General features: G+C 45.9%; 24 protein-coding genes. 11 read left to right on the top strand and 13 right to left on the bottom strand.

What is annotated here, in order from left to right; genetic code table 11:
- Nucleotides 1-10 precede the first annotated feature (10 nt).
- The 4 genes from ACFOEK_RS05055 to ACFOEK_RS05040 form a co-directional block, all read right to left on the bottom strand.
- The gene (locus ACFOEK_RS05055; RefSeq protein WP_386717102.1) at nt 11-247 is read right to left on the bottom strand and encodes a DUF6868 family protein; all 237 of its coding nucleotides are present in this window, start codon (nt 245-247) and stop codon (nt 11-13) included.
- Nucleotides 248-274: 27 nt separating this feature from the next.
- Nucleotides 275-1519: an APC family permease gene (locus ACFOEK_RS05050; protein ID WP_386717099.1), complete on the bottom strand. Its 1245-nt coding sequence runs from the start codon at nt 1517-1519 to the stop codon at nt 275-277.
- Between the two features lie 137 nt (nt 1520-1656).
- Nucleotides 1657-4344, bottom strand: a complete 2688-nt coding sequence (locus tag ACFOEK_RS05045; RefSeq protein WP_386717096.1) for an ABC transporter permease — start codon at nt 4342-4344, stop codon at nt 1657-1659.
- Nucleotides 4341-5033 carry an ABC transporter ATP-binding protein gene (locus ACFOEK_RS05040; RefSeq protein WP_386717093.1) on the bottom strand — a complete coding sequence of 231 codons (693 nt, stop codon included), beginning with the start codon at nt 5031-5033 and terminating at the stop codon, nt 4341-4343. The genes ACFOEK_RS05045 and ACFOEK_RS05040 overlap by 4 nt, the downstream gene beginning before the upstream one ends.
- On the opposite strand from ACFOEK_RS05040, the gene ACFOEK_RS05035 reads away from it, so the two are divergent.
- From ACFOEK_RS05035 to ACFOEK_RS05025, 3 genes are all read left to right on the top strand, one after another.
- On the top strand, nt 5020-5715 hold the full coding sequence (locus ACFOEK_RS05035) for an arylesterase (RefSeq protein WP_386717090.1): 696 nt from the start codon (nt 5020-5022) through the stop codon (nt 5713-5715). The genes ACFOEK_RS05040 and ACFOEK_RS05035 overlap by 14 nt on opposite strands.
- Before the next feature lie 229 nt (nt 5716-5944).
- Nucleotides 5945-6154 carry a cold-shock protein gene (locus tag ACFOEK_RS05030; RefSeq protein WP_386717087.1) on the top strand — a complete coding sequence of 70 codons (210 nt, stop codon included), beginning with the start codon at nt 5945-5947 and terminating at the stop codon, nt 6152-6154.
- Nucleotides 6155-6336: 182 nt separating this feature from the next.
- Nucleotides 6337-6897, top strand: coding sequence for an LOG family protein (locus ACFOEK_RS05025; RefSeq protein ID WP_386717084.1), 561 nt, complete (start codon nt 6337-6339; stop codon nt 6895-6897).
- A gap of 375 nt (nt 6898-7272) precedes the next feature.
- On the opposite strand, the gene ACFOEK_RS05020 is transcribed toward ACFOEK_RS05025, so the two are convergent.
- Nucleotides 7273-7644 (bottom strand): hypothetical protein, encoded by a 372-nt coding sequence (locus ACFOEK_RS05020; RefSeq protein ID WP_386717081.1) that lies wholly within the window; start codon nt 7642-7644, stop codon nt 7273-7275.
- Nucleotides 7645-8178: a flavodoxin gene (locus tag ACFOEK_RS05015; protein ID WP_386717078.1), complete on the bottom strand. Its 534-nt coding sequence runs from the start codon at nt 8176-8178 to the stop codon at nt 7645-7647.
- Nucleotides 8179-8386: 208 nt separating this feature from the next.
- Between ACFOEK_RS05015 and ACFOEK_RS05010 the strand changes: the two genes are divergently transcribed.
- The 3 genes from ACFOEK_RS05010 (at nt 8387) to ACFOEK_RS05000 (ending at nt 9867) form a co-directional block, all read left to right on the top strand.
- The gene (locus ACFOEK_RS05010) at nt 8387-8752 is read left to right on the top strand and encodes a glutaredoxin family protein (RefSeq protein WP_386717075.1); all 366 of its coding nucleotides are present in this window, start codon (nt 8387-8389) and stop codon (nt 8750-8752) included.
- A 167-nt stretch (nt 8753-8919) separates the two neighbouring features.
- Nucleotides 8920-9561: a cytochrome c oxidase subunit 3 gene (locus tag ACFOEK_RS05005; protein WP_386717072.1), complete on the top strand. Its 642-nt coding sequence runs from the start codon at nt 8920-8922 to the stop codon at nt 9559-9561.
- 21 nt (nt 9562-9582) lie between these two features.
- The gene (locus tag ACFOEK_RS05000) at nt 9583-9867 is read left to right on the top strand and encodes a cytochrome C oxidase subunit IV family protein (protein ID WP_386717069.1); all 285 of its coding nucleotides are present in this window, start codon (nt 9583-9585) and stop codon (nt 9865-9867) included.
- 109 nt (nt 9868-9976) lie between these two features.
- On the opposite strand, the gene ACFOEK_RS04995 is transcribed toward ACFOEK_RS05000, so the two are convergent.
- On the bottom strand, nt 9977-10771 hold the full coding sequence (locus tag ACFOEK_RS04995) for a hypothetical protein (RefSeq protein WP_386717066.1): 795 nt from the start codon (nt 10769-10771) through the stop codon (nt 9977-9979).
- 48 nt (nt 10772-10819) lie between these two features.
- Nucleotides 10820-12151, bottom strand: a complete 1332-nt coding sequence (locus ACFOEK_RS04990) for an MFS transporter (RefSeq protein ID WP_386717063.1) — start codon at nt 12149-12151, stop codon at nt 10820-10822.
- Nucleotides 12152-12259: 108 nt separating this feature from the next.
- On the opposite strand from ACFOEK_RS04990, the gene ACFOEK_RS04985 reads away from it, so the two are divergent.
- Complete coding sequence (locus ACFOEK_RS04985) at nt 12260-13312, top strand: GlxA family transcriptional regulator (RefSeq protein ID WP_386717060.1); 1053 nt, start codon at nt 12260-12262, stop codon at nt 13310-13312.
- 36 nt (nt 13313-13348) lie between these two features.
- On the opposite strand, the gene ACFOEK_RS04980 is transcribed toward ACFOEK_RS04985, so the two are convergent.
- Nucleotides 13349-14086 (bottom strand): cupin domain-containing protein, encoded by a 738-nt coding sequence (locus tag ACFOEK_RS04980; protein ID WP_386717057.1) that lies wholly within the window; start codon nt 14084-14086, stop codon nt 13349-13351.
- 120 nt (nt 14087-14206) lie between these two features.
- Here ACFOEK_RS04980 and ACFOEK_RS04975 point away from each other — a divergent pair, with 120 nt between their 5' ends.
- Complete coding sequence (locus tag ACFOEK_RS04975; protein WP_386717054.1) at nt 14207-15115, top strand: LysR family transcriptional regulator; 909 nt, start codon at nt 14207-14209, stop codon at nt 15113-15115.
- 85 nt (nt 15116-15200) lie between these two features.
- Here ACFOEK_RS04975 and ACFOEK_RS04970 read toward each other — a convergent pair whose 3' ends face one another.
- The gene (locus ACFOEK_RS04970; protein ID WP_386717051.1) at nt 15201-16577 is read right to left on the bottom strand and encodes a glutamine synthetase family protein; all 1377 of its coding nucleotides are present in this window, start codon (nt 16575-16577) and stop codon (nt 15201-15203) included.
- 140 nt (nt 16578-16717) lie between these two features.
- Entirely contained in the window at nt 16718-17581 is an 864-nt protein-coding gene (locus tag ACFOEK_RS04965; RefSeq protein ID WP_386717048.1) for a helix-turn-helix domain-containing protein, read from the bottom strand.
- A 298-nt stretch (nt 17582-17879) separates the two neighbouring features.
- On the opposite strand from ACFOEK_RS04965, the gene ACFOEK_RS04960 reads away from it, so the two are divergent.
- The 3 genes from ACFOEK_RS04960 to ACFOEK_RS04950 all read left to right on the top strand — a co-directional run bounded on the left by ACFOEK_RS04960 (nt 17880) and on the right by ACFOEK_RS04950 (nt 22783).
- The gene (locus tag ACFOEK_RS04960; protein ID WP_386717045.1) at nt 17880-19610 is read left to right on the top strand and encodes an ABC transporter substrate-binding protein; all 1731 of its coding nucleotides are present in this window, start codon (nt 17880-17882) and stop codon (nt 19608-19610) included.
- A gap of 139 nt (nt 19611-19749) precedes the next feature.
- Entirely contained in the window at nt 19750-21750 is a 2001-nt protein-coding gene (locus ACFOEK_RS04955) for a methyl-accepting chemotaxis protein (protein ID WP_386717042.1), read from the top strand.
- 115 nt (nt 21751-21865) lie between these two features.
- Nucleotides 21866-22783, top strand: coding sequence for a DMT family transporter (locus ACFOEK_RS04950; protein ID WP_386717039.1), 918 nt, complete (start codon nt 21866-21868; stop codon nt 22781-22783).
- An 87-nt stretch (nt 22784-22870) separates the two neighbouring features.
- Here the strand turns inward: ACFOEK_RS04950 and ACFOEK_RS04945 are convergent, their stop codons facing one another.
- Nucleotides 22871-23953 (bottom strand): linear amide C-N hydrolase, encoded by a 1083-nt coding sequence (locus tag ACFOEK_RS04945; RefSeq protein WP_386717036.1) that lies wholly within the window; start codon nt 23951-23953, stop codon nt 22871-22873.
- A gap of 123 nt (nt 23954-24076) precedes the next feature.
- The gene (locus tag ACFOEK_RS04940) at nt 24077-24427 is read right to left on the bottom strand and encodes an NUDIX hydrolase (protein ID WP_386717033.1); all 351 of its coding nucleotides are present in this window, start codon (nt 24425-24427) and stop codon (nt 24077-24079) included.
- Nucleotides 24428-24593 lie beyond the last annotated feature (166 nt).

The raw sequence follows: 24593 nt of genomic DNA, 5'->3' as shown, positions 1-24593 counted from the left end.
AGGATGGGGATTACATCATAAAGAGTAGGATACAGAAGGGGATCATCGTAAAGAATATGATGAACATTTTGTACACAGCCATGCCGGAATAATGAAACATTTCAAAGTGCTTTTTTGAAATGTCGAACCAATTGGAATGTAGGTTATAGAGCCAGTCCTTTGCATAGGCAAAGAGCGCAAACCATAAACAAAGAATGACGTAATTTATCAGCGTGGCCCAGCCAAGAAATTGAGTAAGTGTTTCCATATCCATTTCTCCTTTGCGTTCTTAAATTCAAAATAGAAGTTGTATCACCTGATAAAGCAGTAACCCTAAACTTAATAAAACACCGAGTAATGGCCAGCTTGGGAGATTATTTTTAGTGTTGATTCGGTTAGTTCGCTTAAGTCTCCAAAGTGTCAAATTAACCAACACAAAGATGATTAGAATAATAAAGGTAGTGGTTTTAGCGAGGCTAACAATCGGGAGCCAAAGTGCAAAAATCAAAATGACTGTGGTAATTGTGAGGGTCGCGATCCAAGGTGTTCGGGTGTTCTCTTCCACAAAACTAAATATTTCGGGGGCTCGCTCTTGCATTGCCATGCCATAGAGTACCCGAGAGGCCATAATAATTTGCGTGAGCACGCCGTTGACGATGGCAAACAAACTGATCAGCCCCACCCATTGACTTGCTTGCTCGTTTTCTTGGCTGAGTAGCTCTTTTAGGGGCGCTCCAGAAGATTCCAATTGTTCCATTGGCAAACCGAGTACTGTAATGGCGGTAATAAAGAAATAGAGTAATGTCGACAAAATAACCGCTGTAATGATGGCTTTCGGCATGATACGAGAGGGCTCTTTCACTTCTTCGGCAACGTTCACCATGTCTTCAAAACCGATGAAGGCATAGAAGGCGATAAAGGCGCCGCTCATAAGGAGCGCGATTTCGGTTTGAGCATCTTGAACAAACACTTCATTGATGCGATTGGGCAGTTCACCGAGATAATGCCCGCCAAATACAATTACAAGTAATAATCCCGTTATTTCAACAACGGTGATGATGGCTGCTAGCCACAGGGATTCGGCAATGCCCCATAAGGCCATCACCCCCATAAATACAATGATGATCACGATGGCGAGAATGGGCGAAATATCGATGAAGGCGGTTAAGTAGCCAACAAAGCCATGAGCCAGAGTAGCCGCAGAGACAATTCCCGTAAAAATGACTAAATACCCGACCAAGGTTGTGAGCTTGGGAATCCCAAACCCTTCTTCCACATAATGAGCTTCACCGGCACTTTTTGGGTAGTTCATCACTAATTGGCAATAGCTCATAGCCGTGACCCAAGCGACCAGACCTGCAATTAAAAAAGCTAAGGGGGCGAGTAATCCTGATACGGCAGCTACCTTGCCGACCAGCACGTAAATACCCGCTCCCAGAATGGTTCCGATGCCATAAAAGGTGAGTAAGGGAAAGCCGATTTTCCGTGCAAGTTGAGGTGAATTATTAGACGTGTGTGAAGAAAGTTCGTTTTGATCCATATCGTCATTAACAAAGTGAGGGTAGGTACATTTGTTACTTTAGATACTAGAACAAGACGAGAGGAAAACTAGGTTTCTTCCTAAAACACTTAGTTATTCCTCTTGTCCACGTGAGATTACGAAAGCAAAGGAAGGGCTTAGCCCACTTCCCGTAATAAGCGATTAGGCGACGCCTGAATTACCGGGCGACTGCCGAACCAACCTGAGAGCACGATGACCAGAATGGCGGCCGTAGGTGTGGTTATCCACAGCCAAGCGTGAGCTAACCAATCGGCGTCAAACACTTGCTGGTAGAGCACAAAGGTCAGTCCTTCGGTGGCGAGCACAGCAAGCCCGCCGGCTAAAAGTGCCAGCCATAGATACTCGAAAATCACTAATTGATTGATGTAGCTACCGGACGCGCCAAGCGTTCGGTAGATAGCGGCTTCATGGCGTCGGATGGAGAGGGTACTTTGCAGCGTTGCAAACAGCAGGACTAACCCAGCGGCCAACACAAGAATCAGGATGTATTCTACGGCCACTGTGGTTTGTTCAAGAATATCTCGGACTTGCTGAATGATTTGTTCGACCGGAATCAAGCTGACGGCTTTGAAGCTTCGGCTGAGTTCAATCAAAGTAGAATGGTCGCTCGGATCGAGATAAAAGCTTTTCAGATAGGTGTGATGGAGGTGATCCATAGTGCCGGGTGGAAACACCATGTAAAAATTCGGTTTGAAGTTATCCCATTTCACCTTTCGAATGCTGCTGACATTGGCATCAAAACTACGGCCTGCGACTTTGAACGTTAGTGTATCACCCAGTTGAATGCCCAGTTTGGTTGCCAACTCGCTTTCGACTGAGACCTTGTTTGTCGAGGTCTTGCTTGTCGACGTCTTGTCAGAGGCTTGGTCTGATGCCAGATTGAGCTCAGGCCACCATTGGCCTTCAACCAAAGACACATCATCGCCTAGCTGATCACTCCAAGTCAGATTCAATTCACGACGAATCGCACCTGGCTTATCTTCTTTCGAGACCGCCTTTTCTACGGGCTGTTGATTAATTTCAATCAGACGACCTCGAACAATCGGGTAAGAGACACTGCCTTCGACACCGGCGTCGCTGAGAAATTGATCAAAGCGGTTTATCTTCTCAGGCAGGATATTAATGGCGAAATGGTTGGGTGTATCTGCTGGAATCGACGCTTGCCAGCGGGAAAAGAGATCCGTTCTGACGACCAGAATCAAGGTGATCGCGGTAAAGATGAAGGCAAATGCACCCAGCTGTGAAATGGCATAGTATCGATGGCGATAAAGTTGATTAAAGCCGATTTGAAGTTTCTTCGGCAGTCGATGATTGATCTTATGCAGTCCTAATAAAATTCCCGCCGACACACTTCCGAATAACAACGCCATTAAGATCAAGCCAACCACAAAGATCAAAGTCAGCGTTAGGTGATTTGTGAGTAGATACGCAAGCCCGCCCATACAAACAATGGCAATCAGGTAGAACACGTTCAAGCGAATAGGGCTGGGGTTGAGCTCTCTACGCAGTACTCGAACCGGAGATACTCGTTTCAGTTGTTGGATAGGCGCCATCGAAAACGCCATGAGTACGATGATGCCAGCGCTCATACTGATCAATACCGGTTGCCAACGGGCAGGAAGAATGTCGCTGGGAATCAGTGATCGCATCAGTTCAAACAGAATGTAATGTGCGCCGAAGCCTAACGCTGCGCCAATAGACACGGCTACCAGTCCGGTGATGGCTATCTTACTGAAGAAAATTCGCGTGATCTGTGATTGTTGCGCGCCAAGAGAACGCAGCAACGCAGCGGTTTGATAATGACGTTCACTGAAGCGCTGGCTGGCCATAGCGATGGCAACGCCAGCGAGTAAGACTGCCACTAGGCTGGCAAGGCTCAAGTATTGTTGGGCTCTTTGAACGGCTGTGCCCATGCTGGTTTCTGAACTGATGGCTCCGGCAAGTTTCTCGTGTTCGGTGAGCTGTGGTGTTAGCCATTGCGCAAAGGCTTCGACCGCTTGTGCTTGTTCAACATCGTTTTGCGCTTGCTCATCACTGTTTTGCTTTGTAGATTGCTCGCTGTTAATAGAGTGTTCGGTACTAAGAGATCGTTCGATATTAGTAGACGCTCGGAAATAGTGTTTATGAGAAAGTCGGCTGCCTGGGCCTATCACTCCGGTTTTCTCTACATCTTCCAATCGCATCAGAATCGAACCGAATGGGCTGTAAAAATTACCGCTGCGGTCAGCGTCCTGCACCAGAATTTTATCCACAGTAAACAGCGCATCGCCGATTTCAACAGAATCACCTACCTGCAAACTGAGCGCCTGCATCACGCGTTGTTCGACCCATACCTGGCCTAAGTCTGGCGCTTTCTGAACGGTATAACCTGGTTGAAAGGCTTTATCCGTTAACGTGATCTTACCCTTCAATGGATAGTTATCTGATACTGCGCGGATTTGGGAAAGTTGTAAGGTGTCGTTGGCAAAGGCCATGGTTGAGAACGATAAGGATGGCGAGTGCTGGAACTTACGATTCAAGGCTTCATCAATATAGGCCTGAGCGATCGGGTTTTGACTGCGTAGGGTTAAATCCCCAGCGATCAACTCACTGGCGCGATACGCCATGGTACGAGTCAGCCGATCCGTAAAGGTAGTGATCATCGTCATACTTAACGCAGCGACCAATGTGGCGATTAATAAGAGGCGCATTTCGGCGCTGTTGAAATCCCGTCGCCAGTGTTTTGCTGCAAGACGAAAAATATACCACGAAGGCGAAGCTTGTTTGGAACTCAGTCGCTCGTGGTTAGTAGAGGCGGTACTCATGAATAAGTGGCCTCCGGTTGCGACAGTTCTATTAGATGGCCTTCTTCAAGCGATACTTGACGTTGACAGAGTTGCGCCAGTTCATGATCGTGCGTTACCAACACTAAGGTTGTGCCTTGTTGCTGATTGAGCCGGAACAATAGTTCGGTGATGGTTTGGCCTGTGTTTGGATCGAGATTGCCAGTGGGTTCATCGGCAAACAGAATTTCAGGGTGCGTCACGAAGGCTCGGGCAATGGCTACGCGTTGTTGTTCGCCGCCGGACAGCTGATTGGGTTGATGACCAAGACGGTTACCTAGCCCCACTTCGGTTAACCAATGACGTGCTTTTTCTTCCGCGTCTTTGTCGCCTGAAAGTTCTAACGGTAACATCACATTGTCTAAGGCAGTCAGGTGAGGGAGTAATTGAAAGGACTGGAAGATAAAGCCGACATGTTGATTGCGAACGGCTGCACGACCATCTTCATCCAACAGCGTGAGCTCGTTACCGTTTAGAGAGATTAATCCGCCTGTGGCTGAATCCAACCCTGCCAGCAAACTGAGCAGTGTTGATTTACCTGAACCGGAACGTCCGATGATTGCCAGTGTCTCACCTGAATTCACCTCCAGATTTAGCCCTGATAAGATGGTTAATGTCTGGCGTCCTAATGAGACGGTTTTACTGAGGTTTTCTGCTTTGATCACAACCATAGTTCGTTCAATCCAAATGCGTGGCTTTATGAAACGTAATGTTTATTTCTTAGTTATACTTGTTTTTTCACTGTTTAGTTCAATCACTTTGGCTCAAGGCAAGCGTATCTTAATTCTAGGTGACAGCCTCAGTGCGGGGTATGGCATTGAAGTTGAGCAAAGTTGGCCGGTGTTGTTGGAACAAAGACTCTCAGACAATCACCCAAACTTTATTCTTAAGAATGTCAGCATCAGTGGACAGACCTCTGTTGAAGGTTTGTCTCAAGTGGATTCTCTTCTGAAAACGCATCAACCCTCGCTATTGGTACTTGAACTCGGTGCGAATGATGGTCTGCGAGGTTTGTCCATTAGTGAAATGAAAAACAACCTGGCGGGAATAATCCAGACCGCCAACGACCAGAATATCGAAGTCCTATTGCTGGGGATGCGTATTCCAACCAATTACGGTCGAAGATACACCCAAATGTTCCACAATGTTTATCTTCAGTTAGCTGAAGAATATAACACGCACTTTATACCTTTCATGCTTGAACCCATCTTAGTTGAGACACAAAAAGACCAAAAAGATTCGGTAAAAAAGGCACTGATTCAGAGCGATGGTTTGCATCCCACGGCTAAGGCCCAGCCTATGATCATGGAGCATATTTGGAAAACGTTGAACCCCATTATTCAAGAGTTTTGATGACTTTATTTGATAGGACAGAGTGTTCCTAAAATAAAAGTAAAATACTGGTAGACAAGCAATATAAAACTCTATAGGGTGAGAGCGGCAAGAAAGAAAGTCTAATGTTTTAAATCTCATCTCGGTGTTCTTGAACACTTCGGTTTGCAGTATTTAAGTACAATTCTAAATTTCCATGCAACAAAGGCCCATTAAGGGTGAACAAATCAACACAACTCGGATATTTATTATGTCGGATACTGTTAAAGGAACCGTTAAGTGGTTCAACGAATCTAAAGGTTTTGGTTTCATTCAACAAGAGTCTGGTCCAGACGTTTTCGCACACTTCAGTGCAATCGTTGGTTCGGGCTTCAAAACTCTAGCTGAAGGCCAACAAGTAGAATTCACTATCACTCAAGGTCAAAAAGGCCCTCAAGCTGAGAACATCCAAGTTCTTTAATTGCTTGAAGTGATAGAAAAAGGTGAGTCGAATGGCTCGCCTTTTTTTGTGCTCGAAATTTGTGATTAATCGCCTCTGGATAATGAATTACGATAGGATGGTCGTGAGCCATTCCGAAATTTTGGATGGACTTATTCAGAGGTTCCTTAATAAGTTAAACATGAAATGCGTGGTTGTATTGGATGAAAATTGCTGTTTTTTGTGGTTCGAGTATGGGTGTTGATCCTGTGTATGCGCAGGCAACGGCTGAGTTAGGCTGCTTTTTTGGTGAACAGGGCATAGACGTAGTCTATGGTGGCGGTAACGTTGGTTTGATGGGAACCGTTGCCCAAGCGTGTTTAGACGCGGGTGGTAATGTCTATGGTGTGATTCCAGAAGCTCTTCAAGAGAAAGAGATTGCTCATCCGTCATTGACCGAGCTTAAAGTGGTCGCTGATATGCACGAGCGCAAAGCAGAAATGGCACGTTTGGCCGATGCGTTTGTGGCCTTACCGGGCGGAGCAGGAACGTTGGAAGAGATATTTGAAGCCTGGACTTGGGCACAACTGGGCTATCACACGAAACCTTGCGCTTTCTACAATACCAATGGTTATTACGAGCCTTTGAAAGATATGATCAGTACCATGACAACGTCGGGTTTTCTGAAGCTGGATTACGCGGATATGTTGATTCATACCGATAACCCTCAAGACTTGTTGTCTGCGATTCAGAGTTATGTGTCGCCAAGACAAAAGTGGAGCTGAGGCTTAATTCATTTCCATCAAAAGCAATGTAAGCTGGCTGACTAAAATACCGATGATCAACCAAAACACGAGATTCATTGCCATTTAGGGAACCAGCCTCAGTAAGGATGTTTTCAGGAAACGGGCAGCGCCTACTCGCTCTAGAATTGTAATATTCGATTCTTCGGGTAATGAAAAACCTTGGAGTGTTGATTCTTGATTATCTAGCTGGTGGGCGGAAAGAACGGTTCTGAAGGTGAGTTCAGGTGTTGAAATTTTGCAAAGGAAATACTGTTTCATAGGGCCTTATCCAATCTGATCTTGAGCGGGAAAATAATGGATAAGGCGTTCCCTGAATAATGAATTCACCGACTAGTCGATATTCCAGAGAGACTGTTAGTGCAGAACGACTTTTTCCCCAGACAATGCATTCGTTCGTGATATAGCTTTTGTGGTTGATGTTGGTTCAGCAGCTTTGTTCGACGAACTCCCGCATGCTGAAGCTGCTTGAGCCAACAAGCTTTGAATCTCTTGGTAATCGTTGTCGTCTAGCTTTACTGCTACCTGATTTAACCAAAGCAAATAGTTATCGTCGTACACTTCCACGGCTAATTGCTTCGAAGCCGCTTGATTCATGACAGCTTCTAGCTGTTCATAGGGAAGGCAGATGTGGGTGGTTCGCCAGAAAATATGGGCCGAGCCATGACTGCAAATCCCCACCCATTGATAACGATTTTGTTCTGCGACTTTCGTAATCTTATTGCACATTTATGCGGCCTCTTGCAGTTGGAATTCTTCTAACAATTGCTCAACCCAGTTTTGGATTCGATCATTCGATAACTCGAATTGCTGATCTTCATCGATGGCCAGACCGTAAAAATAGGTTTTGCAGTCGCTTAATGCTCGGCTGTCTGTGAAGTCGTAGCCTTCGGTTGGCCAATACCCTTTAATGGATGCGCCCATCGGTTCAATGATTTCATGTAACCAGCCCACGGAATCAATGAAATAATCACCGTAACCAAATTGATCTCCCAAGCCATACAGGGCAATCAGCTTGCCTTTCAAATCAGCACGTTCCAGCTCTTCTTCAAAATCTTCCCAATCGCCTTGGATACCTCCGAAATCCCATGTCGGAATCCCGAAAATGCAGACATCAGCTTCGTTGATACGGTCAACAGAACAGTCTGTAACATTCATCAGTTCTACAAAATGGCCAGCTTCTGAGAAGCGTTCCTGAATTTTCTCCGCCGCTTCTTCGGTATTGCCTGTGTCTGTACCAAAAACCAAAAGAATGTCTGTCATTTCTCTATTTCTCCGTTCCTGTGACCGTTGCATTTAAATCTAGATAGTAGGAATTCTATATAAATGATAATCATTTGCAAATGTGTTTGTGTTTTATTTAGAGGAGGTTAGGAGACGTATGACTTTTGCTTTAGATAGCCTTCAACACACTCTGTGGTATGATCCCTTGCGCTGTAAAGGAATACTAAATTTTTTCGAAAGGATACTTATGAGCAGTAAAATCATTTTGGCCGTGATCCTGATCGGGCTGTTTGCTTATCAAAAACGCGATGCCATTGATGCCTATCTTAATCCCCCGTTGCCATCAGAAGTGGAGCTTATGGCCGCGGACTTTGCTCAACGTCACACCGAACCTGTGGTTCTTTATGCAACCTCTTGGTGTGGTTACTGTGCTAAGGCACGAGCATTATTTGAAGAGCAGGGCGTTGCGTATTATGAGTACGACATTGAAGAATCGGCCGTTGGTGAAGAGCAATACAATCAACTCGGTGGTAGCGGTGTGCCCTTGATGATTGTGAATAATCAGGTCATCCAAGGATTCAAGAAAAAGCGCATTTTAAGAGCGCTCAATTAGAGCGGTTACTTTCTATCAACGGTATCTATTAAAAGCACTTATCAGAAGCAATTATTAAAACTACCTATGAAAAATACCTGATTTAAATAGTCAGGTATTGATTTCAGTCATAAGCAAAAAATCACCAGTGGCTATTATTGAATCTCGATCTTCTTTCGGGATGGCTTATGACGTATACCTCTTCCCAAGCGACACCTAAAACTCAGCAAGGTGAGTCGTTATCAAAGACAAGTAAACCGCTACCGGGTGATTTAGCCATCTGGTTTTTTATCCTGGCCGAATTGGCGGTCTTTTCCATTTTCTTTGTAGCCTATGCCTTTGTTCGTCTGAACAATTTGGAAATGTTTGAAGAAGGTTTTCAACACCTCAATCGTACAGCGGGTGTGATCAATACCTTGGCCTTGATAACCAGCAGCTATTTTGTGGTTCGGGCAGTGATGGAGATTCACAACGGGAAGGATCAAAGCTGCTCGCGGTGGCTCAATTGGGCCTTGGTGTGTGGCGCTGTCTATGTGGTGGTCAAACTGTGGGAGTATTCTGAAACGCTCGACGCGGGTTTTAGTATCCACACGAATACCTTTTATATGTTCTATTTCTTTCTGACCTTCTTTCACTTTGCGCATGTGTTATTAGGTATGGTGGTGTTGGCGATTATCTCGTTCAAAGTGCGCCAAGGGGCTTATCGGGGGGATCAAGAGAAGGGCATTGAAGATGAGAGTATTGCCGTGGTAGAGAGCGGTGCCTCTTACTGGCACATGATTGATTTGTTGTGGATTATTCTGTTTCCACTGGTGTATGTGCTGCATTAACGAGGGTTCAGGAGAGAAGCTATGTCTGATCTTGAAAAAGTATCTCAGGTAAAGAAAGTCACTTACGTGTGGTTGTTTCTGATGGTGGCAACCTTGATTGCTGCGGCCATCGGCAGCGCCGGGCATTCTGGCGTGGTCGGGGCGCTGGTGGCCTTGGGGTTATTAATTGCTAAAGGGCAATTGGTGGTGGATCACTTTATGGAATTACGTCATGTCGATTGGCATTGGCGTTTATTGTTGTCCGCTTATTCTGTGGTGATCAGTGGCTTGGTGTTTACGGCGTATTGGATGAGTGTACAGTCTTAGAAAGAAGACAGTCATTTTTAGCTGAAAGAAGATAAGAAAAAATAAACCAGAGAGCCTCAAACCGTTTGATATTTTTTAGAGGCTCCTGGTCGTTCTAACACTAATTGAATTATTGCTTTTTACGCTTATTCCTCCTTAGGCTGGTGCCAATGACACTTTTCATAGTGGCTAAATCAAAGCGCATCATAATCGGGAGTGATTTTCCGTCCTGCCAATTCGGATTATAGGTTTCGTATTCTTCTCTTAATTTTGTGACGCCGCGTGAGGCCGCTTTTTCTTCGCCTTGCGGCACGCTCATATTGCAGATCACTTTTTCTTTGGTATCCCAGTTTTTACCATTCAGTTTAGAAGCGAGATCTTCCAACATGTCTTTTTCCCAGTCTTTGGCAAGATCACCCTGAATGGTGTAAACACGTCCGAAGGTTCGGCTTAGAGACACAAAACTGGTCGGGAAGGTGAACGCTGCAAAGTAAATGCGACGGAAACCATAACGCCACAGGAATTTTGGCATCATCGGCCAGGCGGCAGAGGTAATCTTAGGGTGGCCACGATACGGTCGATCCACATAATAATACTTAGAGTGAATCATCAGCGCTTTGTGACCGTCTTTATTTACCGGATGAAACGAGAAGGTAAAGAAAGCACCCACTTCATTGTCTTCACCTCGGAAGGTGAACAAGAAGGTGTCGGGACGCGTGCAGTAGTCTTTGAAGATGGCGTAGTCTTCTTCCTCTGGAATGCTCAGCGTCAGCAGCTTCAAGCGCATACGCCACATGTCTCTGAGCAGTGTTTCATCGGCGTCTTTGCTTTCTACAACATGAGTAAATAGCTTCTTCCGTGTTTTTGAGCGCGTATCCGTTTTTTGTAAGCTCTCTTGAGTTGCGCTGTCTTGTATTTGAGTCATGATGCACCTCGTTATTGTTTCATCTTTTTATCGTTCTATGGGGTTGTGCTAACTTGCTTTGGTTAAAGGATTCGCGCTTGCTAAAGGCGAGAATCCAATGGGGAAGACCAAACCGATGGACAGCAGCGGAACCACCGCTGCTACCATTAATACGTGTGATGAGCTAAAGACCAGACTGGCGCTGCCATACATCAGGTAACCCAGAATCCCACCTAGCCACGGCGTAGCGCTGATCAAGGCCAGTGCTTTTTCTTCTGTGCCGAGTAAGCCTGTTCTTTTCTGATTTGATGTCGCTTTTGTTATATCTGGATTAGCTATGTCTGGGTTAGCTGTGTCAGATTGCGCTGTGGATAAGTTATTCGGTTGAGCCGTGTGATCATACAAGTCTGCCACCCAGGCGCTGCCAATGCTGCGGCTACCAGAGGAAAGACAGCGGATCATGAACGCAACGGCCCAGAAGGTTAAAAGCGTTTCAGCCATGGACAGTAATAACAGCGCGACGGCTCCGACCAGATTACAAAACACCCATAGCGCTTTTCGTCCCAGGGCATCCGAGGCATGCGAGATGCTGTAGATAAAAGGAATCGCTGCCAGCCCCCCAACAATGGCCGTACTGGAGATGTCTGTGGCCGAAAAGCCCGCGTCTTTCATAGTAATGGAGGTCGCTAACAATGCGACGTAATACGCCATATAGGAAAACGATGTCGCGAGGATCAGCCGTTTTTTCCAACTTAAATGGTTAAGATGTAATGCGTGTTTTGACCAACGTAGAAGGGTTGTCTTTTGACTACTGCTGGTAATGTCAAAATCCAGCACTGTTGGTTGTGATGTCTTGACGAACATTGCGCAGACTGGCCAAAGCAGATTAATCAGTGCCAATGTTAAGAACAGCGCATCGAAACCCCAGATATCAACGATAGGCCCTGAAATCCCCCCGCCAATCACCGACCCTAATGGACTGGTAATGGCCAATGCTCCCATGATTTTTCCACGATGTTGTGCAGCTGTGAATCCACTAACGAGGCTGTTTAAGGCGCTGAAGCCCGCGCCCCCCAACATCCAGATCAGAGAGGTAAATGCCATCAATTCAAAGAGAGAATGCGCTTGTCCGACACAGAAGGTGATAGGTACAGCTAAAGCACCGCTGATCACCATAATTTGTTTGGCTGCGTGCTGGGAGTGAATCGACTTCGCGGTGATCACTGCACCAATAGCCAGACATGCATATGAAAAAGCCAGGTAAAGACCGATCTCAAAGTTACTGGCGCCTAGTGATCCTGCATAGACTGGCAGTAGTGGCAAAATACCATTACCGCTGATCCAGATGATCGAGCTGGTAATAAACAACGCTGTTAGTGATAGCTTACTGTATGCTGCCATAGGTCGTGCTCTGAACGTTCTCTAGCGATTTGATGACATGTTATTCATTCTGTTCTTTTTCTGGTAAGGTCGTAATTGACTTAATTCATGTGAAAAGTGAAATATGCCATGAACGCAAGAATGGACTTTGTAAACGATTCCTCTCGGCACGCTCACCAGTGTTCTCGTACAGCACCGATTCATATCACTGTTATTATGGCTCCGTACTCCTCGTCGAGCAGCATCACCACCACTCTCGAAATGTTCGACAGTGCCAATACCATGGATTGGTTTAATAAGCGTCGAAATAAGCAATCTCAATCGACTCAGTTATTTCACATAGAGACGGCGTCTGTGGATGGTTTGCCAGTATCTTGTACGGGAGGTGTTTCATTAGCGCCGATGAAAGCGTTGTCAGACATTGAAAGCACTGACTTAATCATCGTACCTGGCTTCATGTTTAATATTATGCCGGTATTGCATACGCTTCAGCCCATCAGTGACTGGTTAAAAGTCATGGCTAATGGTGGGGCACAAGTTGCGTCGATTTGTACCGGCGCTTTTGTGGTTGCGGAAGCGGGTCTTCTCGATGGCCGACAAGCGACCACCCACTGGATGTTCCTGAAGCAGTTCCAGCGTCGTTATCCACAGGCCAAAATCAAAGATGATTACACGGTGACGGATGATAACGGTGTTTTTTGTTCAGGCGGGGCGTCTTCAGCCATCGATCTGCTGATCTACTTGATTCGTTGTTTTGGTTCGCCGGAATTGGCGTCTGAGTGTTCTCGAAAACTGTTGGTGGATACCAGCCGTCGAACCCAAACGCCTTATGTGCAGTACAACTTCAAGCGTAATCATGAAGACCAGGAAATCTTACACGTTCAGGATTGGTTAGAAGAAAACTATCAGAGTGACATTCTCTTCGATGAAGTGGCGACTCAGTTTAATTTTGGGGTGAGAAATTTTATCCGACGCTTTAAAAGCGCCACGGGCGATACGCCCAATCAATACTTACAGAGTTTACGTATCGAACAAGCGAAGCACTTGTTGGAAACCACTAAAACCAATTTTGAGCAAATTACCTATCAGATTGGTTACGAAGACAGCAACTCCTTCCGGCGCTTGTTTAAAACCCGAGTGGGCATAGGCCCAACCGATTACCGGAAGAAGTTTCAACTCTAGGCACTCTTTCGTGGTGCCCTCGTGGTTGATTCAATGCTAACGGTTCATTTCGAACGAAATGACTTCTGCAGGGATATCCACAGACGCGCTGTAAAGCGTGACCTTTTGGTTGGCTGGAATATGGTAACTTTCCCCCGCAATGAATCGATCAATCACTTTACCTGGGCGTCGCAGTTTGATGCTGCCTTTGGTCACGTAGCCCATGACAGGGAAAGATGGTTTGAGCTCTTGCTGAGCGTTGGGGATTAACTCAGTTTGAAACACATTGACTTCATTAATGCTCTGTCCTGCAAGTTCATGATTGGTCAAACTGACGGTCGGCATAGCACGTCGGTCGATCGCTTCTTTCAGCGGTTCATTAAAAACAATAAAAGGCTCGTCCTTTTGTTGAAAGTTGAAATCAATAAATACCGCTTTTTCTGTGGCTGACGCATTATCGAATCGCAGAATTTTAGGCCCAACCGGTTCAAAGAAGGCGTCGCCTTCATTCAACAACTGCGGTTTCTCTCCCTCCACCTGATACAGAATAGCGCCTTTAGCCACGTATCCAATGGCGGGGGCTTGATGAGTATGAAGTGGTGCTATTTGCCCTGGTAAGAAGTGGAAGCTTCCTGCTTCAATCTTCACCACGTCACGCGCATCGAAATTAGCGCTGAGCAGTTTCGTCGATGTTACTTGGTGATCTTTAGTCACTGTGGTATTGGCGTGTATGAAACTGGCAGATACCAATATAGGAACAGCAAGGGCGGCTAGGTGTGTGAATGAAAGTTTCATAAGCGTGTCTCTTCTGTATGTGATTAGGATGACTGAAGTGTAAGAGAGGTTTTTTTGATAATAAATTCTCAAAAAATGCGTTACAGTTGTGCATAAATGCACATCAAGTAGGAAGAGTTGATGAATAATTGGGACGACATTCGGTACTTCTTGGCGGTGGCTCGTAAAGGCAGCGTATCGTCAGCGGCCAAAACTCTCGGTGTGAATCACTCGACCGTTTCCCGCCGGATTCAAGCGTTTGAAGAAAAACACGGTGTGCGTTTATTTGATCGTCAACGAGATGGTTATGTGATGACAGCGTCAGCCGATGCCATTTATGAGCAGGCATTGGAGATGGAAACACTGAGTCTGAGTATGTCTCGTACCCTGTTAGGGCAGGATCAACGGCTCGAAGGGGTAATTAACCTCACTATGTCGCACGATATCTATGAATGCTTGTTGGCCGACCCTTTATCCCGGTTTCGAACGCAATATCCTGGTATTAAAATCAATATGAAAGTCACCGATACTTTGTTGAATATGGTGACTCGTGAAGCCGATATTTCGGTGCGCAAAACGGCGAATCCGCCAGAGGTGTTGGTCGGGAAAAAAGTATGTCGGATGCAACATGGCATTTATGCGTCGAAAGACTTCGATCTTGATCGTCTGAACGATCCTGACTATGTGGTGCCCATCATCGTTTGGGAAGATGAACTGGAAACGCCAGAATGGGCAGAAAGCTTGTTCCCTAACAGTGAAATTGTGATGTGGGTGGATGACCTAGCCAGCATGTACTCGGCCATTCGTTCCGGCATGGGGGTTGCTCGAATCGCGTGTTATTACCCGGAGTTATTGATGCGGGCAGGTCGGGAAACGCCGGATCAATTGATCCAACAATTGCCCTTTGCTCAAGCCCCTTCGACTTGGGGCGTATGGGTGCTGAACCATGTGGATCTTCGTAAAACGGCGAGAATTCAAACGTTGCGGAGATTCTTGATTGAAGAACTGGAAGGCCATCGATCTATGTTTGAAACCAGTCGCTACACCTGATGATAAACAAAAAACATCAGGTGCGGACTTAGTCGGATAGGTTATTTGCACTCGCTATTAAACATTAAACATTAAACATTAAACATTAAACATTCAGCAGTAAGTGTTCTCGTTCCCACGGTGAAATTTCACGATGGAATTGACGTACTTCGGCCAGTTTCACTTCTTCGTATACCATAGAAAAGGATTCACCTAACACGTCTCGAATAGCCGGTGTGTTCTGGAACAGATTTAAGGCGTGATCAAGCGTCATCGGAATGGTGTAATCACTTTCTTCCAGCTCGCCGGTGATGGGTTCGCTGGGTTGAGCTTTCTCTAACATGCCGAGATAGCCACAGGCCAAACTGGCGGCTATTGCCAGATACGGGTTGCAGTCGACACCAATGACTCGGTTTTCCAAGCGGCGGTCTTGAGCTCCAGAGACTGGAACACGTAAGCCAGTAGCTCGGTTATCGTAACCCCATTCGACATTGGTCGGTGCACTGGAATTGGTGTCGGATTCGAACCGACGATAACTGTTCACATAAGGCGCGATCAGCGGCATCACCAACGGCATGTATTTCTGGCTGCCGCCAATGAAGTGTAAGAAGGTTTCGGTGGCTTCCCCTTGGTCATCACTGAAAATATTCTTGCCTGTTTCGATATTCACTACGCTCTGGTGAACGTGCATGGCCGAGCCGGGTTGTTCCTTCATCGGCTTCGCCATGAAAGTAGCAAACATGCCATGATTCAGTGCCGCTTCTTTAATGATTCGCTTAAAGAAAAAGACCTGATCGGCCAAATCTACCGGGTCACCGTGAGTGAGGTTGATTTCTACCTGGCCAGCGCCATCTTCTTGAATCACGGTATCAATATTCAAGCCGGCGTCTTCGGCGTAATCGTAAATGGTATCAATGACCGAACCGTACTCATCAACGGCTGACATGGAGTAGGACTGACGACCCGCACCTTGTCTTCCGGTGCGGCCAATCGGTGGTTGAATGGGTTCGTTGGCATCGAGGTTCGGGTTGATCAGATAGAACTCAAGTTCAGGAGCCACTACGGGTTTCCAGCCTTGTTGACGATAGAGTTCGACAATATGTTTTAAGACATTTCGTGGTGCCATTTCTACTGGCTTGCCATTGCGATAAAAGAGATCGTGAATTACCTGCAGGGTTGCTTCTTTGGCCCAAGGTACGGCTTTGGCCGTTGTCATGTCGGGCTTGAGCACGATGTCACTCTCGGCCCATTGGTCTTCGATATCGAGTTCTACGTCTTCGCCGGTGATGGTTTGATAAAAAATAGAGATGGGAAGATAGGTTTCATGATTCGGGCTGAACTTCTGGATCGGCATGGCCTTACCACGGGACATTCCGGCGAGATCCGGAACAATGCACTCAACTTCATAAATGGTGCGATCGTTTCGATAGTTGATGAACGCCTCAGGTAATTCTTTCAGCCAGTGTTGTTTTTGAGAACTCATTTGCTTTCCTTATTATTCGAGCGAGACATGTCAGAAGTCCCCCACGCAGATGAATTCAGTGTAACACCCAATTAAGAAAAGTGTTTAATATTTTTTACGTTGGTGTTTTGCAAATTGTTTCAAATGTTCAGAGAGAGGTACTAACTTTGGTTATCTTTTCGGAACTGCCCTGGTGTCATGCCAACCCATTTCTTGAAGGTGCGATTCATGTGGCTTTGATTACTGAAACCGCATTCCTGAGCCAGATCACTTAACGCTTTACCAGAAATCACGCCTTCTTTGGCTGCGTTGACTCGCACATGATTGAGGTAGTCGTTCGGCGTAAAGCCTGTGGATTGCTTGAACATCCGCAACAGATGGAAGTCGCTGAGGTTCGCCTGTGCAGAGAGATCGGCAATGGAGATGCTTTGGTCAAAATGTTGATGGATATAATCCTTTACCCGGTTCAAAGCCGCTGGACTTAACCCGCCAGTTAATTTCAGATGCTTGTTCAGACAATACTGTGTGTCAGAGAGTAAATAGCGAAAGATCTCTAGAGTGCTTTGTTGGTAGCTGAGCGACGAGGCGTCCGAGGTTAAGAACAGCTGTCGAGCCAAGGTGACCAGTTGTTGGTCATTATGAAAGGTCAGTTCTGGAATTTCTATCAAGCGAGGTTCAATGTCCAGTGTGGTGCTGGCAAATTGCTTGATGGAATCATCACTGAAGTAAAGGTGCGCGAACTTAAAAGGTGAAGTAATTTCCCAAATTGAATGGTGGTATTGAGGTAAAAGGCAGAGGCTTCCGGAATGCCCATTGCCCCGATCAAGATCGACTCGTTTCGAGCCTTCACCACCTTCCAGATAAAAGCTTAGAGTGTGAACTTGATCCGCATTATAAGTGACACGATCAAGGGTGTTTGCCCAATACGCTACTTTCAAATGTTGATTTACATTATGTTCAGCCATCAGTTGAGCGTTGGATTTATCCAAACTATCGAAAACAGATTCCTGGCTGATTTTGTTCATGGCGTGTCTCTTTGATCAAGTAAGCGACGTATTCCCGCTTTCTTTAAGGGTACTCAGGCGCTTTGATTCTCTCAAGTCTTCTAAGAAAGAAACCGCAATATTGTGCAATGCGCATTTGGAATATGAACTATTGAATTGAGTTAAATTAAGTGACAAGCGCGCTGTATTTACTGTGGATTGTTCCTTATATGAAATTAATCGTTTGATATATCGACCCAAAGATCTGTGGGAAATTAACTACTATTAACGAGATAATAGAAATAATTAATTGATTTCAAAAGATATTTAAAGGTGGATGATGAAACAGTTGAGCATGCTTAAGGTGGTGGCTCTAGCCCCGATATTGCTTTCAGGCAGTGTGGTGGCCGATGAAGCTGTAGCTAAAAAATGGGTTACAGAGGAGTTTAATACGTCGACTCTTTCTCAGGCAGAGCAGATGGAGGAAATGAATTGGTTTATCAATGCGGCCAAACCTTATAAGGGCATGAAGATTAAAGTGGTCTCTGAAACCATTGCGACTCATGTCTATGAGTCGGAAACCCTTGCTAAGGCCTTCACTGACATTACTGGTATTGAAATTGAGCATGTTCTGACAGGTGAAGGGGATGTAATTGAGCATCTGCAACAGCAAATGTACACCGGGGAGAGTTTATTTGATGCCTATATTAATGACTCGGATTTAATCGGCACTCACAGTCGTTATGGGGAAGTGGTTGCTCTTTCGGATTTCATGGCTGGCGAAGGTAAATCTGTCACCTTGCCTACGCTCGACGTTGATGACTTTATTGGTTTGGACTTCACCAAAGGCGTGGATGGTAAGCTCTATCAGCTACCGGATCAGCAATTCGCAAACCTCTATTGGTTCCGTGCTGACTGGTTTGAGCGCGATGATTTACAAGCCAAGTTCAAAGCCAAATACGGCTATGAGTTGGGCGTGCCGGTGAACTGGTCAGCCTATGAAGACATCGCTGAATTCTTTACCAACGATGTGGGTGAAATTGATGGCGTCAAAGTGTATGGCCACATGGACTACGGTAAAAAACACCCTTCGTTAGGTTGGCGTTTCACCGATGCCTGGTTGTCGATGGCGGGGGCTGGCGATAAAGGTATTCCGAACGGTACGCCGGTCGATGAATGGGGTATTCGTATGGAAGATTGCCATCCGGTTGGTTCGTCGGTAGCGCGTGGCGGTGCAACCAATGGACCGGCTGCGGTGTATTCCATCACCAAATACATCGAGTGGTTGGATAAATACGCACCACCGGGATCACGAGAGATGACCTTCAGTGAAGCCGGGCCGTTACCTTCTCAGGGAAATATTGCTCAACAGATGTTTTGGTATACCGCATTTACGGCAGACATGATTAAAGACGGTTTACCTGTGGTGAACGATGACGGTACACCTAAGTGGCGTATGGCGCCATCGCCTCATGGTGCCTACTGGGAAGAGGGGCAGAAGTTAGGTTATCAGGATGCAGGCTCTTGGACGTTACTCAAAAGTACACCTGAAGATAGACGTAAAGCCGCGTGGCTCTATGCTCAATTCACTGTTTCAAAAACCGTGTCTTTGAAGAAAACGTTAGTGGGCTTAACGCCGATTCGTGAGTCTGATATTCAATCTCAAGCTATGACCGATGTGGCCCCCAAACTGGGCGGCTTGGTTGAATTCTATCGAAGCCCAGCGCGTAAAGCCTGGACCCCAACAGGGGTGAACGTACCGGATTATCCTAAGTTAGCACCTCTTTGGTGGAAGAATATCGGGGATGCCTCAAGCGGTACTAAAACACCTCAAGAAGCGATGGACAGCTTAGCAAAAGCACAAGATAAGGTGCTGCGTAAGTTAGAGCGATCCGGGGCTCAACAAGCCTGCGCTCCGAAACTCTCTAAGAAGAAAGACCTGAAAGGCGCTGAATTCTGGCTTAGTCAGCCAGGGGCACCGAAAGCCAAGTTGGCAAATGAAAAGCCTCAAGGTATCACAGTTGCTTACGATAAATTATTACAGGCCTGGAAAGAGGGAAGACCCAGATAGGAAGGGAAATTCAGATTATTGAGGTATCGTTGGAGAGTTTGTTTGTTGGATGGTTCGGAGTGAATGGTTCTAATTGAATGATTCAGGCCATCCGATAAGCAGATTATCCAGCGGGTGATTGGACGGAGTAGGGCACTGTATGAAGTTATCAGTTGGGATAAAAATTGGGGGCGGCTTTGTCGCCGTGTTGGTTATGTTATTGATTGCGGGGGGCTTTGGCTTTAAGGGAGCCATCAAACTTGGCAATAATGTTGACTATTTATCACAAACGGCTTGGCCGTTAGCGCAAACCTCAAATACCTTATCAGCAACACTTCAACAGCAGGCTTCTTTGGTGACTGAAATCATCGAGACCAGAGATGCTGTGGATAATACTAAGAAAACAGAACTGGCCAGCCTGACCAATCAAGCGCAAGAATTACTGACGCAACTAAAACAGTTTGATTTGGTATCAGAAGAAATGATCAATGCATTGGATCAACGGTTTTCTTCCTTCTCCAGCAGCCAAGAGAGTTTGCTAAGTAGCCATGCCCGCTTTGTTCAGGTTCGTAAAGATGCGTTTACCGGTTTTAACAAGTTTGAGTCCTACATGGATTTATTGCAGTTCTATAACAATCAAATCTTTTCTTTACCCAAAGTATCGGCGGATGATAAATGGGAACTGCAGACGTATTTTTTCCAATCCAAAGCTGCATTGGCTAAGCGTTTTTTCTACCTCCAACGTTACTTAGGGGGCGATGCCCCGGAAGAAATGCTCGACAAGATGGAAGGTGCCTGGGACGACCTTTCTGATGAGGCGGAATATTTGGGAGAGCTGGAGTTTCTGGAAAACACCATTAAATCCGGTGAGTACCAAGGGCAAACCTATGTGGACGTTTTAAATGCGTTGTTGGAAACCCATCGCAAGGAATTTGATCAGTTGGTGAGTGATCACAAGGCCTTTGTTCAAGCGAGAACGGCTTATTTGAAAGTCGCCATTGACTTTAATGGCTATCTTAAAAATGCCAAGACCACCTTAGATCAGGTGGTCGCAGATGAAACGGAAGGCGCTGCAGATACTAAATTCGGTGTTTATCGTTCTATTTCCATTGCTCTGGTGGCAGGGTTCCTGATTGCCGTTGCCGCGACCGCTTTGTGTTTAATCTCGGTAGTGAGACCAATCAAAGTGGTAGGTCATCGGATGCAGGATATTTCCTCCGGGCGAGGGGACTTAACCAAAACCATCAACTTTAAAGGTAATGATGAAGTCGCCCAAATGGCCGATAGTTTTAACAAGTTTGTGGGCACCATTCGTAAAACCGTGTCTCAAATCATTGATCGTGCTGATGACCTGACCAGAACCTCGGTGCAGTTAAAATCCCAAGCTGAATCAACCAGCGCTGCGACCGATGAACAACGCGAAGGCAGTGAGCAAATCGCGGTGGCGCTGAATGAAATGAGTTCGGCCGTACAGGAAGTGGCGAGAAATGCCTCAGATGCTCAATCGGCCACTCAAGAAGCCGATGACAAAGTTACCGAAAGTCAAAGAGTTGTCCGTCAAAATCGCCAGTCCATTACTGAACTGTCCGGAGAAATTGAGTCCGCTTCTGATGTGGTGCGTAAACTGGCTGAGGAAAGCGAGTCGGTTGGTTCCATTTTGGATGTGATCAAAGGCATCGCTGAACAAACCAATTTGTTGGCATTGAACGCGGCCATTGAAGCGGCGCGCGCTGGTGAACAGGGCCGAGGTTTTGCGGTGGTGGCGGATGAAGTCCGAACCCTGGCACAACGCACCCAGGACTCCACCAACGAAATTCAAAAGGTTCTGGAAGGGCTGCAGTCTCGTTCCAATGAAGCCGTAAGTGTAATGAAAAACAGCCGTGAACGGGCCGAAAGCAGTGTCGGTAACGCAGAAGCCATCGATGCCTTACTGAACGAGCTTCGTGAAAGAATGAACCAGTGTCTGAGCATGAACATTCAAATTGCTACCGCAGCAGAAGAGCAGGTTAGTGTTACAGAAGAAATCAATCGACACGTTAATCAGATCAGTGAGTTGTCCGGTACTGCGGCAGAAGGCGCTCGGGCTAACATGGAAACCAGTCAGGAAGTGGCGCATTTGGCGGATCAGTTAACGGAAATGACCAACCGATTTGAAGTCTAGTGAGCTCTGTTTTCTCCATTGCTACCTCCCTTTACGTGGTTCAATAAACCGCAATATTGTGCAATACCCTCCTTACTTGCTCTGTCACGATAGAGCTCTGTAAGGAGGGACTATTATGACAACATCTTTATACGCATTAACCGTGTTAATTTGGGGCAGTACTTGGCTGGCAATCTACTTCCAGCTGGGGGAAGTGCCAGTGAATGTGTCCGTATTCTATCGCTTTGCTTTGGCTGCATTATTGTTATTGCCGTGGATGTGGTTGACCGGAAAACTTCAGAAAACCGATGCCAGTGATCATAAGTTTATGGTGCTGCAAGGTGCCTGTTTATTCTCGCTGAATTTTATCTGTTTCTACAACGCGACTCAGTACATTACCAGTGGCTTGGTGGCGGTCGTATTTTCTGCTGCGACCATCTACAACGCCATTAATAACAGCTTGTTCTGGAAAGAATCGATTCCACCGAAAGTCATCCTGGCGGGGGTGATTGGTACTACCGGGTTGGTTTTACTCTTCCTTCCTGAGCTACTTGGTGAAACCAGTGATAAAGGCATTTCAACAGATATTCTCAAAGGATTGTTGCTGGCAGCTTTGGGTACCTACTTCTTCTCATTAGGAAATATGATTTCCAAGCGTCACAGTCTGAAAGGTGTGAAGCCCCTGACCACCAATGCCTATGCTATGGCGTATGGTTCGATAATTTTGATTGGTATTCTGGTCATCACCGGTCAGCCATTGGTGATTGATACCAGCCCTCAATACTTAGGTGCGCTTTTTTATCTCAGCGTGTTTGGTTCCATCATTGGTTTTACGGCCTACTTAACGCTGGTAGCTCGATTAGGCGCCAACAAAGCCGCCTATGCGACGGTGATGTTCCCGGTGGTGGCTTTATTGTTGTCGAGCTGGTTTGAAAGCTACGAATGGCAAGTGACCAGCTTTGTGGGTCTAGGATTAACTATGTTGGGCAATGTGATCATGAATCTGGATGTGGAGAAGTGGTTCAAGCGTCCTGCGGTTCAGGGGCAAAACTAGGTGTATTCCGATGCACAGCAAACGTTCCCTGTAGGCTGTGCATTTCGTTTCTTATAGATCTGGTAGAGGGACTTGTTCAGAGGTTCCCTAGATCGCTGCGGATAAAGCGGCTTCTTTTGATGTTTGATCTACCAGCCTGAACGGATCGTTGGTCTTTTTCATTAGGTCGTTGACCAAACCGTTGATAGCGACATTGTCAAACGTATCATCCTTGTCTTGAATAACCACGTCCAGATTGGATACTTCAGGTAAGGAATCAATTGCATTTAACGCTATCCACATCACATCCGGTGTTCTTGCGTTGGCAAAATAATAGATCTGGCCATTGTGATCAGAAATGGTCGACCACAATGTTTGAGCTACGTTAGGGCTGTCGCTGGTGACCTTACAGTCAAATGCTACTGGTACGGATGCATTGGCAACGACCGACTTTACTTGTGCCAGAGCTTCTTCCGTTGATGTTGGGTTCTTCAGGTGATTCACATAGAAAGAGGCACGTTCAAAGCGATCCGAAGGAAATGGCCCACCAGGGATGGTATGACTCGGGAATTTATTTTCGGAACTCCATTGCCATGTCCAATAGTTATTTAATAACAATTGGGTTTCGTAGCTTGGTTCGTTGGTCATGACTCGGTAACTAGAGTGGTGATAAATCTTAAAGCCCCCGTTGACAACCTCAATGATGGCCGAATCGCCTTTTATATCCGATACCGATAAGTGCAAGGATGCTTCTTTTGGTGAGCCTGGTACTTTAGAACCCAAGAGCTGTATCTTTTCTTTGGCATCTGCTGAAAATGCTGTGACCACTTGTTCAACTGTTGAGAAAACATCAAGAACGTACTGAGCCCATCTTAAAACATCTAAGAGTTTATGGTCGGACTTGGGACGCCCATAATTTGCATTACTGTCATACAACATATTCGCGACTAAGCCTTCAGAATTAATACCATCTGATGCTCCATAGCCAATACCGGGTGCACCCACCATGGATACGCTACTGTCGTAAATAGACGTCCAGGTTAACGCATTCTCTTTAGGCTCCGCCGTTCCTGTCTTTGACAGTCCCTTTTTAAACACAAACAGACTGGTCGGTAGCTGAACTTCCCAATCCATATTGCGAGCAGTAGCTAAGAACTTAGAGTTAAAATTGTTAAACACTCGTGTACACATATCTAATTTCCCTACGGTTCTGTGTTAGAGGAATAGGGCCAGAATGACCCTGAGTAAGATAAGCGTAGTTAGCAAGCTGGGAATGAAAATTACCTGGGATTACATCGTAATTTTTAGTTGATATTATCGAGGGCCTTCAATATTTCGAGTGAAGTAGTGGTTAGATGACTCTTTTCTTAAGCGATAGAGTTTTGCGGGTCTGCTATTACCTGTTCGCATGTCTCCTGTTTCTTCAATAATGTTCGCTTCAAGAATTCTTCGACGAAATGATTTCTTCTCTACCGTTTTTTCCAAAATTATTTCAAAGGTGGTCTGCAGCTCAGTCAAAGTGAATGAATCGGGTAATAGATGGATAGGGAGTGATGTGTACTGAACCTTGTTTTGAAGCCGCTCATAACAAACGTTCAAAATGTGTTGGTGATCAAATGTCAGCGAGTAATTGTTAACGACTGCTTTTACCGGAACCCAGACCACTTCTTCAGAGCTGGCGCTCTTTTTCAGTTGTATCGAGGATGAATTAATCAGCTACAATCGCTTCAGATAAGAAAGGGCTAATAACAGCTGCCTAATGCAACATTCACTTTCCAGAGCCCGAGCATCATACTCGGGCTCATTTGGTTAAAGTTCTAACACTTTCACA

This window comes from Litoribrevibacter euphylliae, from assembly GCF_042646085.1.
GTDB classification, from domain to species: Bacteria; Pseudomonadota; Gammaproteobacteria; order Pseudomonadales; family Litoribrevibacteraceae; genus Litoribrevibacter; species Litoribrevibacter euphylliae.
The sequence above is the reverse complement of the archived record's forward strand: the minus strand, read 5'-3'. Positions and strand labels throughout refer to the sequence as shown.